Genomic DNA, 15878 nt, shown 5'->3' with positions numbered 1-15878 from the left:
GTCCGGCCTGGGTCAACCGCGCCATTCCACCCACACCGGCCCGGCCGGACTGCTAGGACAGACAGATGTCCCACACCACCCGCCTCACCCGCGGCCTGCTCGCCCTGGCCACCCTCGGCGCGCTCGTCGCCGCCCCTGCCGCCGCGGCCACCCCCGCCCCGGCACCCGCCCCCGGCTGCGCCCAGGACGCCGCCGCGGGCCCGTGCACCGACGACTGCCTCCGCAAGCGCACCGACGGCCGCCGCAGCTGCGACCTCAGGTACGACCAGTGCCGCGCCAGCGGCCAGCCCGCCGCCCGGTGCCAGGACCTCTTCCGCACCTGCACCGCCGCGGTGGACAACAGCTACCGGCTCTGCCTGCAGCGCTGCACCCGCCGCGCCGACGGTCAGGTCGCCGACATGTAGCCCGAGGACAGCATCGCCAGCACGAACAGCCCCACCACGACCCGGTACCAGACGAAGACGTACACACTGTGCTTGGCCACGTACTTCAACAACCAGGCGATGGTCACATACCCGATGGCGAAGGCGACCGCGGTGGCCACGATCATCTGCGCGATGCTCGGCGCGTTCGCCCCGCCCCGCTCGAAGACATCCGGCAGCGAGAACACCCCCGCGGCCACCACAGCCGGGATGGCCAGCAGGAACGAGTACCGGGTCGCCGCCGCCCGGTCCAGCCCGATGAACAGCCCCGCGGTGATCGTCCCGCCCGACCGCGACACCCCAGGCACCAGGGCCATCGCCTGCGCGCAGCCCATGATGATCCCGTCCTTGAGCGTCATCTGCTCCACGCTGCGCCGCTGCCTCCCGTACAGCTCAGCCGCACCCAGCACCAGCCCGAACACCACCAGTGTGGTGCCCACGATCCACAGGTTCCGGCCACTGGTGCGGATCTCGTCCTTGAACAGCAGCCCCAGCACACTGATCGGGATGGTGCCGATGATCACGTACCAGGCCAGCTTGTAGTCGTGCGTCCGCCGCACTTCCGCACTGGCGAACCCGCGGAACCAGGTGCCCACCAGCCGGAAGATGTCCTTGGCGAAATAGATCAGCACCGCCGCCTCGGTGCCCAGCTGGGTCACCGCGGTGAAACTCGCGCCCGCGTCCCGGCCGAAGAACAGCTCGGAGACGATGCGCAGGTGACCGGAGCTGGAGATCGGCAGCATCTCGGTCAGCCCCTGGACCACGCCAAGGACAAGAGCCTCAAGCCAGGTCATGGCCTAGACCACCATCCCGCGGTCGCCAATGCGTGCGATGACTCGGTCGGCGACCGCGAGATGTTGCGACACTTACCCCACTCCAGCTGCTTCCAAGGCTTCGACCGCGACGCGAAGGGACAGCGTCGCCTCGTCAAGATCTTGCAGCATCGCCGAAACGGTCAGCGTGGTGACCCCCGCCTGCGCGAAGTCCTTCACCCGCTCGGTGATCCGCTCCTTGGGCCCCAGCAGCGAGGTCGCGTCGATGAACTCCAGCGGCACCGCCGCCAGCGCGCCCTCGTAGTCCTTGGCCAGGAACTTGTCCTGCACCTCCTGGGCCTGTTCCCCGAAGCCCATCCGGGTGGCCAGGTCCTTGTAGAAGTTCTTCTGCTTGCTGCCCATCCCGCCCAGGTACAGCGAGGCGTACGGCCGCACCTTGTCCGCACACGCCCGCCAGTCCTCGCCCACCACCAGCGGCACGGTCGGCACGACGTCGAAGCCCTCCATCGTCTTGCCCGCCCGCTCCCGGCCCAGGCGGATGGACTCCAGGCTCTCCGCGGAGTGCTCGGGGGAGAAGAACACCCCCAGCCAGCCGTCGGCGATCTCGCCGGTCAGCTCCAGGTTCTTCGGGCCGATGGAGGCCAGGTAGATCGGGATGTGCTCGCGCGCCGGGTGCACGGTCAGCGTCAGCGCCTTGCCGGGACCATCCGGCAGCGGCAGCGTGTAGTGCTGGCCTTCGTACTTCAGGCGCTCGCGGGAGAGCGCCTTGCGCACGATCTCCACGTACTCGCGGGTGCGGCCCAGCGGCTTGTCGAAGCGCACACCGTGCCAGCCCTCCGAGACCTGCGGCCCCGACACCCCGAGCCCCATCCGGAACCGGCCGTCGGAGAGCGTGTCCAGGGTCGCCGCGGTCATCGCCGCCATCGCCGGGGTCCGCGCCGGGATCTGGAAGACCGCCGAACCGACGTCGATGCGTTCGGTCTGCGCCGCGATCCAGCTCAGCACGGTGGGCGCGTCGGAGCCATAGGCCTCCGCGGCCCAGACCACGGAGTAGCCGAGTCGATCGGCCTCCTTGGCCAGGTCAAGGTTCTCGGCGTCGTTACCGGCGCCCCAGTATCCGAGGTTCAGCCCAAGTCGCACCCGCCGAACCTTACTCGCTAGTAACAAACCGGGTAGGCGACCGTGACACCGGTCACACGACCGAGTGACCCGCCGCCACGCCCCAGCTACCCACGAACGGCTAACCAAGCACCTATCGTTGACCGCCGTGGAACAGCGACAGCTCGGCCGCAGCGGCCTCCGCGTCTCCCGCACGGCACTCGGCACCATGTCCTGGGGCCGCGACACCGACGCCGACGAGGCCGCCAACCTGCTGCTCGCCTTCCTCGAAGCCGGCGGCACCCTCGTCGACACCGCCGATGTCTACAACGACGGCCTCAGCGAAGAAATCCTCGGCAGCCTGCTCGGCGACACCATCCCCCGCCACGACCTCGTCCTGGCCACCAAAGCCGTCGCCCGACGCACCGAAGGCCCCTTCGGCGGCGGCGCCTCCCGCGGCGCCCTGCTCACCGCCCTGCACGACTCCCTGCGCCGCCTCAACACCGACCACATCGACCTCTGGCAACTCCACGCCTGGGACGCCAGCACCCCCATCGAGGAAACCCTCGCCGCCCTCGACACCGCCGTCACCAGCGGAAAAGTCCGCTACACCGGCATCTCCAACTACTCCGGCTGGCAAACCGCCACCGCCGCCGCCCGCCAGCACGCCCTGCACAGCCCCGCCCCCCTGATCTCCACCCAGGTCGAATACTCACTCCTGGAACGCGGCGTCGAACGCGAAGTCATCCCCGCCGCCACCCACCACGGCCTCGGCCTGCTCCCCTGGGCCCCACTCGGCCGCGGCGTGCTCACCGGCAAGTACCGCAACGGCACCCCAGCCGACTCCCGCGGCGCCAGCCCGCACTACGCCCCCTACGTCGAACACCACCGCACCGAACGCACCGCCCGCATCGTGCAAGCCGTCGCCACCGCCGCCGACGGACTCGGCACCTCACCACTGGCCGTCGCCCTCGCCTGGGTCCGCGACCGCCCCCTGGTCGTCGCCCCCGTCATCGGCGCCCGCGACACCGCCCAACTGGCCGGCATCCTCGCCGCCGAAGACCTCACCCTGCCCCCGGCCATCCGCGCCGCCCTCGACGACGTCAGCGCGATCGAGCTCAGCTACCCCGAACGCCCACTGCCGTGACCATCGACCGCAACAACGCCCCCACCACCCGCCGGTCCGCCGGATCCACACCCTCCACCGGCGACTCCTGCACCCACTCCGCATCCGCCCGGCCCGGCACCGACGGCGCGTCCGCCCGGTAGACCACCAACCGGGCCACCCCACGCCGCAACACGAACGAGAACTCCCGCCCATCAGCCAGGTGCCCGTGGCCGTGCGCCTGCTCCCCCACCCGCAGCCCCTCCAGCACGAACGAACTCCGCGAACTGGTCGAGTTCATCGCAGACTCCTCACCGGGCGGGGCGACTCAGGGCGGATACGGCCGACACGGTAATACTTCGCCTAACAACTACTACGAGTTACAGGTCGTGGAGTTGTTCACACCCGGAACGTGACGAGAGCGTGAACTTCCGGGATGCTGAACGCACCACGGCCAACACGGGAGGAACCAGAGTGCGTCGGCTGATGGCGGCCCTTCTCACCGGAACAGTCCTGCTCACCGGCTGCACCACCAGCCAGGACAACACCACCGAGCAGCCACCGGACGAGATCGTCCCCGCCACCCCCGCCACCGCCCCGCACCGCGGCGCGGTCCCCGCCGGCACCGTGACCCCCCTGCCCGGCAAGGCCACCGCCCTGCTGCACGACGAGGCCACCCAGACGATCGCCATCGCCGTCAGCGACCCGGCCCGCCTGCTGCTCTACCCCGACGGCAACCTCGCCGCCACCCCCCGCGAGCTCCCGCTGCCCGGCCCGGTCGACCAACTGTCCCTGGTGGACGGAAAACTGCTCGCCCCGGTGCGCGCCAACGGAAAACTCCTCCGCATCACCCTGCCCGAAGGCACCGTCGACACCCTCGACGTGACCGGCGGCCCGCTCTCGGCCACCCAGGTCGGCGACCGCACCATCGTCGCCCTGCGCGAACCCGGCCAGGGCATCGCCGTGCTCAACGCCCAGGGCAAGCTCGAACGCACCATCACCCAGGGCTTCCGCGGCGTCAGCGCCGTGCTCCCCGCAGGCAAGAAGGTCGCCGTCCTCGACGAGCTGCGCACCGCCCTCATCGAGGTCGACCCCGCCACCGGCGAACTCGGCGCAGGCCTGCGCGCAGGCGATGCCGCCACCCGCGCGGTCACCGACCGCTTCGGCCGCATCCTGCTCATCGACACCCGAGCGGGCGAACTCCTCGCCTTCTCCACGAACCCGCTGATCATGCGCCAGCGCTACCCCGTGCCCGGGGCGCCCTACGGGATCGCCTACGACCGCACCAGGGACCTGGCCTGGATCACCCTCACCGAACGCGACGAGGTGGTCGGCTACAACGTGGCCACCGGCTCGCCGGAGGAGAAGTATCGCTTTGCCACCGTGCACCAGCCCAACTCGGTCGCGGTGGATCCGAAGAGCGGACGCGTACTCGTCGCCTCCGCCGACGGAGGAGGGGTACAGGTGGTGCAACCATGAGTGCCGCAACCGACGGGGCGGTAACCGACGGAGACTGGGAGTACCAGCCGCTGCGCATCCCACCGGGAGTCTCCCGGCGCGCGGCGGCCACCCAGCTCGCCATCCACGCCGAGTTCGCCGGATGGGAGCTGTCCAGGGTGCTGCTGTTCTCTGACGGCACCCGCAAGGTCTGGCTCCGCCGCAAACGACGACCAGCCCACGCCGGTCTGCCCGGAGTCATCATCTGAGCCCAGCCCCCGGCTGAGCCACCGCACACCGCCGCGTCGCGGTCCCTTTCCTCTCCATGCGCTGTTTGGGTTTTCTTTGCTCTATGAGGATTGATTTCAGTCGACACTGATATCATCGAGCTAACAAACCTGACGAGTCCGGCGCTGGTAGGACCACGCGGCCACCCCCGCGGCGACCCCGAACCCGCCGAACCCCACCGCGCCCACCAGCCCCACCCACACCGGCGACTCCGCACTCCCCGGCAGCCAGCCCAGCAGGACCATCGCCACCCAGCCCAGTCCCACCACCCCGTACGGCCCGAGCAACGCAGCCAGCCACGCCGGCCCCAGCAGCAGCCACCTCGGCACCCGCTCCCCCCAGGGCCGCACCAGTGCCAGCAACAGCACCATGCCGGCCAGCGCAGCCAGCGCGGTGGCATCCAGCCCGTACCGCGCCAGCAGCCCGTAGAGCCCCCGCCCCTCGCCCACCAGGTCCGGCGCCACGCTGTCGCCCAGCTGGAAACCCCAGGCCCACAACGCTTTCATCACCACGTACGGCACGAACGCGGCGATGCCGAAGTACGCCGTCCGCCGCACCGCCACCGGCACCGCCCTCGGCCGGACCGGCTCGCCAGGAGCCCGGCCACACCGCCCGCACCACCCGCGCCCACGCCTCCTGCTCGACACCGCGGCCGCCCCGAACAACCCGGCCCCCACCAGCGCCAGCGCCTGCCGGAGCAGTGCAGCCCAGTCCGCCACCATCCCGCTGATCACCAGCGCCACCACCGAGATCACCGTGAACATCCCGGCGACCAACGCCAGCGCACCCACCACCCCGGCCGCCACCGGCACCAGCCAGCCCGTCGCCGGCCGCACCGCCGCCAGCGCGACCAGCACCGCCACCGGCGTCAGCCAGAGCACCACCGCGGGCCCGCCCAGCGCCAGGTTCACCCCCGCGTAACCCACCGCCCACACCGCCGCCGCGCCCGCCACCCACTCCGGCCAGCGCTGCCACCGCTTCCCTGCCGCCACCGCGACCACCTCCGGTTCCAGGCTCGCCGCGATGCCGGCCCGCGGACTCCCTCCCCGGCTGGAACCGGCTCCCCCGCACGTGTGGTCACCACGACGTCCCCTCTTGACAATCGGCAGTCGCCACCAAATACTCGGTGCCGACTGATTGGAGGCGAGCGATTGAGCTCGAGTAGCAAGCGTGTGGTGTCCAACCCGCTGGGGCTGGCGGTGCTGGGGTTGCTGATGGAGGCGCCGACGCATCCCCATGCCATGGCCGCCACCCTGCGGGAACGGGGCATGGACCGGGCGTTCAAGGTGACCACCGGTTCCCTCTACGACGTGGTCCGGACGCTGGAACGGGCCGGGTGGATAGCGGCGCGCGAGACGGTCAGGGTGGGCGCCCGGCCGGAACGGACGATCTATCAGCACACCTCGCTGGGGCGGCAGGAGTTCGTGCGCTGGGTGGAGGAGCTGATCCGCGTCCCGGCCGATGAGTACCCGAAGTTCCTGTCCGCGGTCAGTTATCTCGGCGCGCTCGGGCCGGAGGGCGCGGTGGCGGCGTTGCGGGAGCGGGCCGAGCGGATCCGCGCGTCGTTGGCGGAGATCCGGCAGGGCCACCGCGAGGTGCTGGAGGCCGGTGAGGTGCCGCGCCTGTTCGTGGTGGAGGCCGAGTACGCGGTGCGGATGCTGGAGGCCGAGTCGGGCTGGCTCGAGGAGATCATCGGCGACATCACAACCGGCCGGCTGGCCTGGCCGGAACCGGTGACCGGCTGGGTCCGCGACCAGAACGAGACCAGATGAAGACCGGAAGCGGGGGTTCGATGAAGGTCATGGTGGCCGGGGCGGGACCGGCCGGGTTGATGCTGGCGGCGGAGCTCGCGCTGGGCGGGGCCGAGGTGGCGGTGGTGGACCGGCTGCCGGCACGGTCGCCGTTCTGCCGCGGCTTCACCCTCAACGCCCGCAGCCTGGAACTGCTGGACCGGCGCGGCATCGCCGACCGCTTCCTGGCGGAGGGCCCGACGGTGCCCTACGGCATGTTCGCCGATCCGAGCCGCCCCCTGGACCTGAGCGTGATGGACACCGATCACCCCTACGTGCTCGGCATCGCGCAGACCCGGGTCGAAGAACTCCTCGAGCAGTGGCTGGCCGAGCTGGGTGTGGCGGTGTCCTGGGGGCACGAGGTGATCGGCCTCGATCAGGACGAGGACGGGGTGGACGTGACCCTCCGGGTCAGCGGTCAGCACCAGCACCGGCGGGTCGACTACCTCGCAGGCTGCGACGGCAGCCGCAGCGTCGTGCGCAAACTCGCCGGGATCGGCTTCCCGGGCACCGCCGCCACCACCTTCGGCCTGCTCGCCGATGTGGAACTGGCCGACCCCGCCGACCTGCCGTTCGGAATGACCGACGGCGAGCACGGCACGGTGTTCGTGATCCCGCGACCCGGCTACGTGCGGATCGTGCTCGACGAGCCGACCCCGCCCGCCGACCGCGACGAACCGGTGCGGCTGGCCCACTTCCAGCAACTCCTGAACGAGACGCTCGGCCACCCGGTGGAACTCCGCAACCCGCGCTGGCTCACCCGGTTCTCCGACGCGGCCAGGCAGGCGGATCGCTACGTCGCCGGCCGGGTCGTGCTGGCCGGGGACGCCGCGCACATCCACCCGCCGGCCGGGGCGGTGGGGGTGAACGTGGCGCTGGCCGACGCGGTCAACCTCGGCTGGAAGCTGGCCGCCACCGCGCTCGGCCACGCGCCGGACGGGCTGCTGGACAGCTACCACCACGAGCGGCACGAGGCCGGGGCACGCGTGCTGCGCACCACCCGGGCCCAGGCGATCCTCGGACGACGCCGACCGGAACTGGATCCGGTCCGGGACCTGTTCAACGAACTCACCGACCTGCCACCCGTCAGCACCTACCTGGCCGAACTCGCCACCGGCGTCAGCACCCGGTACGACCCCAAGATCCCCGGCGACCATCCCTGGCTGGGCAAACTCGCCCCGAACTTGAAACTGACCATCGGCGACAAGCACACCAGCATCGCCGAACTGCTCCGGCCCGCACGCCCGGTACTTCTGCACCTCGGCAACCGCGCCTTGCCAGTCGACACCGGAACGGACGGCAACGTGGACACCTACCGCGCCCACTGCCCCGAACACCCCGAACTCGACGGCCTGCTGGTCCGCCCCGACGGACACACTGCCTGGATCTCCACCGCCTCCGACCCACAACCCGCTGACACCTTCAGCACCGCGTGGTCGACCTGGATCGGTGCCCGGAAGCCCTCCGCACCCGGACTGGGCAAGCAAATCGGTTCCGCCCGCCTCACGTAGGGACGCACCTGGGCGCTTCACACAACGGCTGGTTCGGCCAGTACTGCTCTGGCCAGTTCGGCGGGCGTACCCGTGGTGCTGTCGACGGTCATGTCATAGGTGGCGCCGTGGTCGTGAACCATGCGGTAGTGGCCTCGTGCGAGCCCGTTCGGGTTGCGCCGGTCGAGTTCGCGCTGTTCTGCGACCGCGAGCGGGCACGTGACGCGCACCAGCAGCACTTCCAGACCTGACAACGCGTCCATCCACTGCGGCAGCAGATCCGGGGTCAGCAGCAACTCGTCGATGACCAGGTCGTCACCGCCATGGGCGAACGCGGCGGCCGCGAACCGGGCGGACCGCAGCATCCGACGTCCGACGTCGCCGTAACGGATGACCACCGACGGGCGCCCGTCCGCGTCACCCCCGGTGCGGTCGTACCAGAAGCCGTCACGGCTGAGCGGGCCGTCACGTCCCCCGCCCCAGTTCGGCGGCACCAGGCTGAACAGCGTGTCGATGCCCCAGTAGACGAACGGGGTGTCGCTTTCCTCCTGGATGGCCCGGGCCAGGGTGGTCTTCCCCGCACTCGACGTTCCGTTGAGGAAGATCACCCGGCCGGAACGGTCACCGCTCCGCATCCGGTCACGGTATCCGGTAGCGGTCATCTCGGTCGCGCCGCTTGCCGGTGGGCTTCTCCCGTATTCGGGCTTCGCTGCGTTCTTCGGGTTTTGTTTTATCAGGATTGAATTCAGTCGACACTGAGACCATCGAGCCAACAAAGTTCGACAAGCGCGCCGCAAGCCGGACGCCTCCGGCTTGCGGTCAGGGCTGCCGCAAGGCCCGTTCGATCGCGCGGCGGGCCCGGCCTGCGGCCGCCCGGTCGTGCTCGAGCTGCATGGCCGCGTTCAGCGCCAGCCCGGCGGCGATGATCTCGAACAGCGCCTGGTCGACGTCGAACCCGGCGGGCAGCTCGCCCTGCCCCACCGCCGCGACCAGGTCCGCCCGCAGTTGTTCCCGCCAGCGCGACCACACCTCGGCCACCGCGTCGCGAACTGGCCCAGCACGGACTGGCCGCCGAGGTCGTGGACGCCTGGGCCACCCGCGACATCGGGCCGTTCCGGGTCACCGCGGTCCCCGCCGTCGACGGGCTGGGCGACCCGCAGCTGAACTGGGTGGTGCAGGCCGACGGACAGCGGGTCTTCCACGGCGGCGACACGATGTTCCACGGCTACTGGTGGCTCATCGCGCGCCGGTTCAGCCCGTTCGACGCGGTGTTCCTGCCCGCCAACGGCGCGGTGGTCGACGCGCCGCACCTCCAGCCCCCCAGCCCACTGCCCGCCGCGATGGACCCGAGGCAGGCCGCCGCGGCCGCGGAGATCCTCGATGCCCGGCACGTGGTGCCGATGCACTACGAGGCGGAGGTGCCGGACAAGATCGCGGGCTACGTCGAGGTCACCGACCCGGCGGAGGAGTTCCGCGCGCATGCCGGCGGGCGCGCGCACGTGCTGCCCATCGGGGAATGGCTGGACCTGGGGTAGCTGAGTGCACCGGCTCGCCGGCGCTGTGCGGCTTCACCGGGACAGGATCGAGGGATCCCGCAGGATCGCCGCCGGATCCCAGTCCAGCCGGCTCGCGGCGATGTCGGCGACCAGCTGGTCGAGCCAGTCCAGCTCGGCCCGCCGCAATGTCCGGGTGTACTCGACCTCCAGCAGCGCCAGCCGGTGCACGTGCTGCCTGCCGACCTCCAGCGAGGCGTCGACCTCAGCCAGCTCGGCGCGTAGCCGGGCGGCGCGCTTCCGCAGGACCGCCAGCACCTCCTCCGGCGCCAGCCTGATCAAGAATGACAGCGCGATGGTGAATGGCAGCTCCTTGTCGGTCGGCACCATGAACAGGTCGGCCAAGGCCTCGTAGAACTCCGTCCGGCCCTTGTCGGTGATCTCGTACACCGACCGCTCCGGCCTGCGGCCGTCCCGGCTGGTCTCGACCAGCCTGGACAGGCCCTGCGCGGTCAGCCGGTCCACCGCGTGGTAGACGCTGCGTGGCAGGCCGCTCACGAAGTCCATCTTCCTGGTCCGGATCTCCCGGTTCAGGTTGTACGCGTGGCTGGGACCTTCGAGCAGCAGGCCGAGAACGGTCAGTGCGACGATGTCACGCGAGGTCAATGAGCGGCTCACAGGACTAATACTGACCGAAGTGCCGCAACACCAGTCGAGGTGGTGCCGCTGCCGGTGCGGATGCGCCTGACCCACACCGGCACCGCGCCACTCAGGCCGAGTTGACCCGCTCCCTGACCCGGCCCGCGTACCGCGGCGTCCACAGCACCAGCAGACCGAAGGTGAGCACGTACAGCGCGGGAGAGACGAACACCGAGGCGGTCACTGGGATCAGGTAGATCACGACCACCCGCACTACCGACTCCACCACCAGCGCGAAGCCCCACACCATCGTCATGAAGTTCATCGCGCGCCGGAACCGCGGCGACTTGGCGAAGTACCGGTCCCAGGTGGCCGCGTCCATCCCGGGAATGCCGCCGCCCTCGGCGAACTTGCGGCCGAACAGATGGATCAGCGGTTTCCGGACGAAGATCGAGCCGATGAAGGTGAGCCCGACAAAACCGGTGAATGCCGACTCCCTCGCCAGCACGAACCTCGGGTCACCGCTGATCAGCGCCATGCCGATGCCCACCCCGAACAGGCAGACCATGAACACCGCGAGGCCATCGATCCTGCGGTGTGCCAACAGTTCCACCGTGAACGCGAGCGCGGGCACCGCACTTGCCGCGAGCAGCGCGTACAGGTCCCGGACGTCGAAGGCCCGGTGCAGCAAGATGAACAGGACGATGGGCGCTACCACATCCACCAGCAGGCGCAGCAGCAATGTCCGGAGTCCCGGTCCCTTGAACGCCATCTTCCGACTCCTTGTCAGCTTTCGATGAAGTCGACGGCGCCCGTGTCGCCGTCGACGGTGACCAGCTGCCCGTCCCGCAGCAGTTGGGTGGCGTTGCCGGTGGCCACCACGGCGGGCACCCGGTACTCGCGGGCGATGATCGCCGGGTGGGACAGGATGCTCCCGGTGTCGGTGACCAGTGCGCCGACACTGCCGAAGAGCACTGACCACTGCGCGTTGGTCTCCGGACAGACCAGCACGTCTCCCGCCCGGAGCCGGTGGAACTCGGTCTCGTCGAGGATCACCCGTGCGGTCCCGGTGTACTGCCCGCTCGAGGCGGCCAGCCCGCGCAGCCCGGTCGGGGTGGCCTGCGCCTGCGCGACCGGGCTCGCCGTGCGGCCCACCCATAGCACAATCTCGATGGTGTGCCGGGCGGTCGCCTCCAGTGATCCCAGCCAGGACGCGCTGTCCTGTTCGGACGATTGCGCGGGGGGCTCGCCGTAGTACGGCGAACCGGGATGGGTGCTCGCCCATGCCTGCTCGGCTCGCCGCCGCTCGGCGAGCTTGCGCTGGTCCGTGCCGTCCCGCAGCGCGTCCAGCGCCTCCGGCAGTTCCAGCAGGAACGCGTCCGCGGGATCTGCCAGCTGACCGCGGGCGGTGAGCCGGTGGCCCAGCTCGAGCACGCCCTGCCGCAGCACCGCCAGCATCACGTGGGTGTAAAAGGCGCTGTCGTCGCGCACCGGATACGCCCGGCGGGCCAGCCGCACCGCCTCGGTGAGCCGGTCCGCCGCAGGACCGGGCAGGCCGGTGACAGCTTCCGCGTACGCCTGTTCCCGGCTCTCGGCCAGTGCCGCCAGCGCCGCCTCCGGGTCGTGCTCGCCGGTGAGCTGTCCTTCGACCAGGCGCAGCACCAGCTCCGGCTGCTCCGCCAGCGTCGGCTTGGTGATGTCCTGGCCCATGGTCCGGGTGCCGTACTCGCTCAGGTAGTCGGCGAAGGCCGCCGCGAACTCCTGGTCGGCGGCCAGGGTCCGGCCCACCTCGCCGCTGGGGAGCAGTTCGCGCACGGCGGGCTTGGCCGCGGCCATCCGGGCCAGCCCGGCGAGCCGGAACCCGGGTTCGGTGGTCTTGCCCGGCATGCCGACGACCAGCCGCAGCACCTGGAAGGGTTCCCAGCCGAGGAGTTCCGCGCAGGTGACGCCCAGCGTGCCCCAGCTGAACGAACTAGCCCCGCCGACCCGGAAGTGCAGCTCATTGGACTCGGTGGACAGCTCCCGCGCCGCCCACAGGTGCTCGCCGAGGGCGGCATCGGTCAGCCGCGGCAACTCGCGGTCACGCATGGCGCGGACCCGTGCCGCCAGGTCCGGCTGCCATTCGGTGTGCCAGCGCTCGATCACCCTGGCCGGCTCGCCGCCGGCGACCGCGGTGACGATGTCCCGGATGCGCTCCGCGATCCGCGCGCCGAGCGGCACGAACCGGAAATAGCACCAGCCGCCGATATCGCGGTACTCGAAGCCGTGCATCAGCCCGTACTCGAACAACCGCCAGTTGACCTGGTTGAGGCCCTCCTGCAACAGCGAACGCTGCATCGGCGTCCACGGGCGGCGCAGGTAGGGATCCCGGAGCCAGAAGCCCCCGGGCACCGCCACCTTGAATTCGGGCAGCTGCTCCGGCAGCGCGGTGATGGGCCGGGCCTGCAGCAGCATGATCCGCCCATCCGCGATCGCCCACTCGATGTCCTGCGGAACGCCGCACTGCCGCTCCACCTGACAGGCCAGCTCCGCGACCGCGCGGGCCTGCGCCGCGGTGAGCACCTGCGCGCCGTCGGAGCGGCAGTGCGGCTCCGCCCGCACCACCCACTCCTCCGCGCCGACCGAACCGGCGACCAGCCGGTCACCGAGCCCGCGCACCGCGCTGACCACGACCTCGGCCCGGTCACCGGTGACCGGGTTGGCGCTGAAGGCCACACCGGCGGCGTCGGCAGGCACCATCCGCTGCACCAGCACGGCCATCCGCCCCGAGCCGTCCAGGCCACGGCCGCGCCGGTAGGCGGCCACCCGGTCCGAACCGGCGGAGTCCCAGCAGACCCGCACCGCCGCGAGCACCTCGTCCAGGCCGCGCACGTCGAGCACGCTCTCGTACTGACCGGCGAAGGATCCGCCTGTCAGGTCCTCGTCCACAGCGGAGGACCGCACCGCGTAGGCGTCGTCCGCGCCGAGTTCGGCCAGCGCGGCTTGCACCGGTTCGCGGATCCGGGCCAGGCCCGCCTCGCCGTCGTCAGCGGCGCCGACGTACGCGGCCACGGTCAGCACGAATCCGTCCGGCACCGGGAAGCCCGCGGCGCGCAGTTCGCCGAGCATGCCGGCCTTCTGCCCGACCAGGGCGGCGTCCCCCCTGGTCACCTGGCCGAGGCGGCGCACGGTGTCGTTCACTGTCGACTCCGTGCGGTCGGCACGACAGGCGGATGTCGTGGTGGCGAGTGCCGCAGCACCTCGGGGTCCTCCCGCACCGCGAGTGGATCCCAGTCGAGTTCGCCGCGGTCGAGGCTGGTCAGCTCGGTTCGCTCCACCGCGCGCAGATGCCTGAACTCCAGGACGCACACGCGATGGGTTTGCTCGGCGACCTGCGGCGAAGGCAGGTGGACGAGCAGGGAGGCGGCGGTCATGGTGGCCGAGCAGTCGATCGATTCGCTGGTCAGCAGCTCACCCAGGGTGCCGGAGAACTCCTCTTTGCCCTCCGGGGTGACCCGGTAGACGGTCCGTTCCGCCCTGCGCGCCTCACGCTGGGACTTGCACAGCCGATGCTTCATGCACTACTCCAAACATGATTAGTGCAGTCGACACTATTCGAGTTGGAGCTTGCGGTCCAGGGACGGCCGATTTCCGCCAGCAGCGGTCCGGTGCGGACTCTCAAACTGGACGGCGTGAACATCGAACCCCTTGCCATCGGGGAATGGCTGGACCTCGCCGCGGCCGCCCAGCACGTGTGATCACCCCGCGGCGTGCCTCACGCCAGGAGGGTGCCCGGGATCGGCTGGTACGGCTGGAAGAAGTCGTTGGCGCTCGCCCCGGCCAGGGTGAGCACCAGCGCCGGCACCGCCACACCGTCGAGCTGCTCGCGGATGATGTCGGCGTGACCCGCGTGCCGGGCACACTCCTCGATCAGGTGCACCAGGAAGTAGCGGGCGTGGATCGGCCGGGCGTCGAAGATCCCGTGCCACGGCGCGGGCGGGGCCATGGTTTTGGCGGCCGGATCGGTCGCGGCGACCGCGGCCAGCAGCTGAGCCCGCAGCCGGTCGAACTCCTCGATGGTGCCTGCCACCGTCTCGTCCTCGCGCACGGTGAAGCTGTCGGTGAACTCGGCGTAGGCGGCCGCGTCGACCGACTGTTCGGTGACCTCGGTTCGCAACCGCTCCAGCGCGCCGCGCATGACCCAGGCCGCGTGTTTGATGATGCCCCCGACCGAGAGCGCACTCCGGCACGGCGTCTCCCGCGCCTGCTGCTCGGTCAGGCCAAAGGCGGCGGCACGGATGGCGGTGAGCTGCTCGTCGAGGTAGTTGACCAGGCCGGTGACCTCGTCGTGCTGAGCGGGTGCGTACATCGTGTGACCTCCGGGTTCGATGGTGGAGGCGATTCTGCCGACCCTGTAGGTCAGTTCCTGTCCGCTACCGGATCACCACGGCCGATTCCCGCCAGCAGCGGTCCGGTGTGGACTCCCAGACTGGGCGGCGTGAACACCGAACCCCTTGCCCACCAGGCGATCGAGCCCGGCATCCTGTACTTCGGCACCCCGGTCGTGCTGGTCTCCACCGAGAACGAGGACGGCACCCCGAACCTGGCCCCGATCTCCTCGGCGTTCTGGCTCGGCTGGCGCGCGCTGCTGGGCATCAGCGCGAAGTCGCACACCACGCACAACCTGCTGCGCACCGGCGAGGCCGTGCTCAACCTGCCCAGCGACGCCCTGGCCCCCGCGGTCGACCGCCTCGCCCTGACCACCGGCTCGGACCCGGTGCCGCCGGGCAAGCTCCGCCGCGGCTACTTCCACGTCGCGGACAAGTTCGGCCGCGCCGGGCTGACCCCGGTCCGCTCGGAGACGGTCGCGCCGCCCAGGGTCGCGGAGTGCCCGGTGGCGATGGAGGTGGTGGTCGAGGCGGTGCACCCGATCGCGGAGGCGGATGAGCGGCAGCGCGGCGGAATCGTGGCGGTGGAGGTGCGGGTGCAGCGGGTGTTCGCGCACGAGAGCATCCGGCTGGCCGGCACCGAGGACCACATCGACCCGGACGCCTGGCGACCGCTGATCATGAGCTTCCAGAAGTACTACGGGCTCGGGCCGCAGGCGCACCCCTCGACCCTGGCCCGGATCCCGGAGCACCTCTACCGCGGACCGGACATCGACCGCGCCCGAGCCGTGCCCGCGAAGGCGTGAGCACCGGCGAATGCCTTAGCCATGACTGTTTCCGCGCCTTCACCCCCCCTCTCGCGGCTGTGTGGCGGCTCCTCCTCCTTGCGGGTTTGGTTTGTCTGTTTGAGCGGTTAATTTCACTCGACACTGAAGTCATCGTGACAAGAAAGAAGCTTGTCGGGCAGAATGAGCCA

The 15878-nt window shown here is 70.6% G+C and carries 19 protein-coding genes; 8 read left to right on the top strand and 11 right to left on the bottom strand.

What is annotated here, in order from left to right; translation table 11 throughout:
• Positions 1–65: 65 nt before the first annotated feature.
• On the top strand, positions 66–404 hold the full coding sequence (locus tag M8C13_RS05730; protein WP_252479406.1) for a hypothetical protein: 339 nt from the start codon (positions 66–68) through the stop codon (positions 402–404).
• Here M8C13_RS05730 and M8C13_RS05725 read toward each other — a convergent pair.
• Both M8C13_RS05725 and M8C13_RS05720 read right to left on the bottom strand, forming a co-directional pair.
• Complete coding sequence (locus M8C13_RS05725; RefSeq protein WP_252479405.1) at positions 386–1216, bottom strand: undecaprenyl-diphosphate phosphatase; 831 nt, start codon at positions 1214–1216, stop codon at positions 386–388. The genes M8C13_RS05730 and M8C13_RS05725 overlap by 19 nt on opposite strands.
• A 72-nt stretch (positions 1217–1288) precedes the next feature.
• Entirely contained in the window at positions 1289–2335 is a 1047-nt protein-coding gene (locus M8C13_RS05720; protein WP_252479404.1) for an LLM class F420-dependent oxidoreductase, read from the bottom strand.
• A gap of 127 nt (positions 2336–2462) precedes the next feature.
• Here M8C13_RS05720 and M8C13_RS05715 point away from each other — a divergent pair, with 127 nt between their 5' ends.
• A complete protein-coding gene (locus M8C13_RS05715; protein ID WP_252479403.1) occupies positions 2463–3440 on the top strand; it encodes an aldo/keto reductase in 978 nt (325 codons plus the stop codon).
• Here M8C13_RS05715 and M8C13_RS05710 read toward each other — a convergent pair.
• Positions 3412–3699, bottom strand: coding sequence for a hypothetical protein (locus M8C13_RS05710; RefSeq protein WP_252479402.1), 288 nt, complete (start codon positions 3697–3699; stop codon positions 3412–3414). The genes M8C13_RS05715 and M8C13_RS05710 overlap by 29 nt on opposite strands.
• 185 nt (positions 3700–3884) lie before the next feature.
• Between M8C13_RS05710 and M8C13_RS05705 the strand changes: the two genes are divergently transcribed.
• Both M8C13_RS05705 and M8C13_RS05700 read left to right on the top strand, forming a co-directional pair.
• A complete protein-coding gene (locus M8C13_RS05705; RefSeq protein ID WP_252479401.1) occupies positions 3885–4877 on the top strand; it encodes a YncE family protein in 993 nt (330 codons plus the stop codon).
• A complete protein-coding gene (locus M8C13_RS05700) occupies positions 4874–5104 on the top strand; it encodes a DUF5703 family protein (RefSeq protein WP_252479400.1) in 231 nt (76 codons plus the stop codon). Before M8C13_RS05705 ends, M8C13_RS05700 begins: the two co-directional genes overlap by 4 nt.
• A gap of 120 nt (positions 5105–5224) precedes the next feature.
• Here the strand turns inward: M8C13_RS05700 and M8C13_RS05695 are convergent, their stop codons facing one another.
• Positions 5225–6115 carry a hypothetical protein gene (locus M8C13_RS05695; protein WP_252479399.1) on the bottom strand — a complete coding sequence of 297 codons (891 nt, stop codon included), beginning with the start codon at positions 6113–6115 and terminating at the stop codon, positions 5225–5227.
• Positions 6116–6298: 183 nt separating this feature from the next.
• Between M8C13_RS05695 and M8C13_RS05690 the strand changes: the two genes are divergently transcribed.
• The gene (locus tag M8C13_RS05690) at positions 6299–6895 is read left to right on the top strand and encodes a PadR family transcriptional regulator (RefSeq protein ID WP_252479398.1); all 597 of its coding nucleotides are present in this window, start codon (positions 6299–6301) and stop codon (positions 6893–6895) included.
• Entirely contained in the window at positions 6892–8424 is a 1533-nt protein-coding gene (locus M8C13_RS05685; protein WP_256508621.1) for an FAD-dependent monooxygenase, read from the top strand. Before M8C13_RS05690 ends, M8C13_RS05685 begins: the two co-directional genes overlap by 4 nt.
• A 17-nt stretch (positions 8425–8441) precedes the next feature.
• Here M8C13_RS05685 and M8C13_RS05680 read toward each other — a convergent pair whose 3' ends face one another.
• The gene (locus tag M8C13_RS05680) at positions 8442–9038 is read right to left on the bottom strand and encodes a chloramphenicol phosphotransferase CPT family protein (protein WP_252479397.1); all 597 of its coding nucleotides are present in this window, start codon (positions 9036–9038) and stop codon (positions 8442–8444) included.
• Positions 9039–9222: 184 nt separating this feature from the next.
• Positions 9223–9441 (bottom strand): TetR family transcriptional regulator C-terminal domain-containing protein, encoded by a 219-nt coding sequence (locus M8C13_RS05675; protein WP_252479396.1) that lies wholly within the window; start codon positions 9439–9441, stop codon positions 9223–9225.
• Positions 9442–9482: 41 nt separating this feature from the next.
• On the opposite strand from M8C13_RS05675, the gene M8C13_RS05670 reads away from it, so the two are divergent.
• Positions 9483–9938, top strand: a complete 456-nt coding sequence (locus M8C13_RS05670) for an MBL fold metallo-hydrolase (RefSeq protein ID WP_252479395.1) — start codon at positions 9483–9485, stop codon at positions 9936–9938.
• Between the two features lie 33 nt (positions 9939–9971).
• On the opposite strand, the gene M8C13_RS05665 is transcribed toward M8C13_RS05670, so the two are convergent.
• From M8C13_RS05665 to M8C13_RS05645, 5 genes are all read right to left on the bottom strand, one after another.
• Complete coding sequence (locus M8C13_RS05665; protein WP_252479394.1) at positions 9972–10574, bottom strand: PadR family transcriptional regulator; 603 nt, start codon at positions 10572–10574, stop codon at positions 9972–9974.
• 91 nt (positions 10575–10665) lie between these two features.
• Positions 10666–11307 (bottom strand): VC0807 family protein, encoded by a 642-nt coding sequence (locus M8C13_RS05660; RefSeq protein WP_252479393.1) that lies wholly within the window; start codon positions 11305–11307, stop codon positions 10666–10668.
• A 14-nt stretch (positions 11308–11321) separates the two neighbouring features.
• Entirely contained in the window at positions 11322–13715 is a 2394-nt protein-coding gene (locus tag M8C13_RS05655; RefSeq protein ID WP_252479392.1) for a PEP/pyruvate-binding domain-containing protein, read from the bottom strand.
• Complete coding sequence (locus tag M8C13_RS05650; RefSeq protein WP_252479391.1) at positions 13712–14092, bottom strand: hypothetical protein; 381 nt, start codon at positions 14090–14092, stop codon at positions 13712–13714. Before M8C13_RS05650 ends, M8C13_RS05655 begins: the two co-directional genes overlap by 4 nt.
• A gap of 197 nt (positions 14093–14289) precedes the next feature.
• Positions 14290–14883: a DUF664 domain-containing protein gene (locus M8C13_RS05645; protein ID WP_252479390.1), complete on the bottom strand. Its 594-nt coding sequence runs from the start codon at positions 14881–14883 to the stop codon at positions 14290–14292.
• A gap of 129 nt (positions 14884–15012) precedes the next feature.
• On the opposite strand from M8C13_RS05645, the gene M8C13_RS05640 reads away from it, so the two are divergent.
• Entirely contained in the window at positions 15013–15708 is a 696-nt protein-coding gene (locus M8C13_RS05640) for a flavin reductase family protein (protein WP_252479389.1), read from the top strand.
• The last annotated feature ends 170 nt before the right edge of the window (positions 15709–15878 follow it).

This window comes from Crossiella sp. SN42, from assembly GCF_023897065.1.
GTDB lineage: Bacteria > Actinomycetota > Actinomycetes > Mycobacteriales > Pseudonocardiaceae > Crossiella.
Note: the sequence above shows the minus strand (reverse complement) of the source record. Positions and strands in the feature narration are given on the sequence as shown.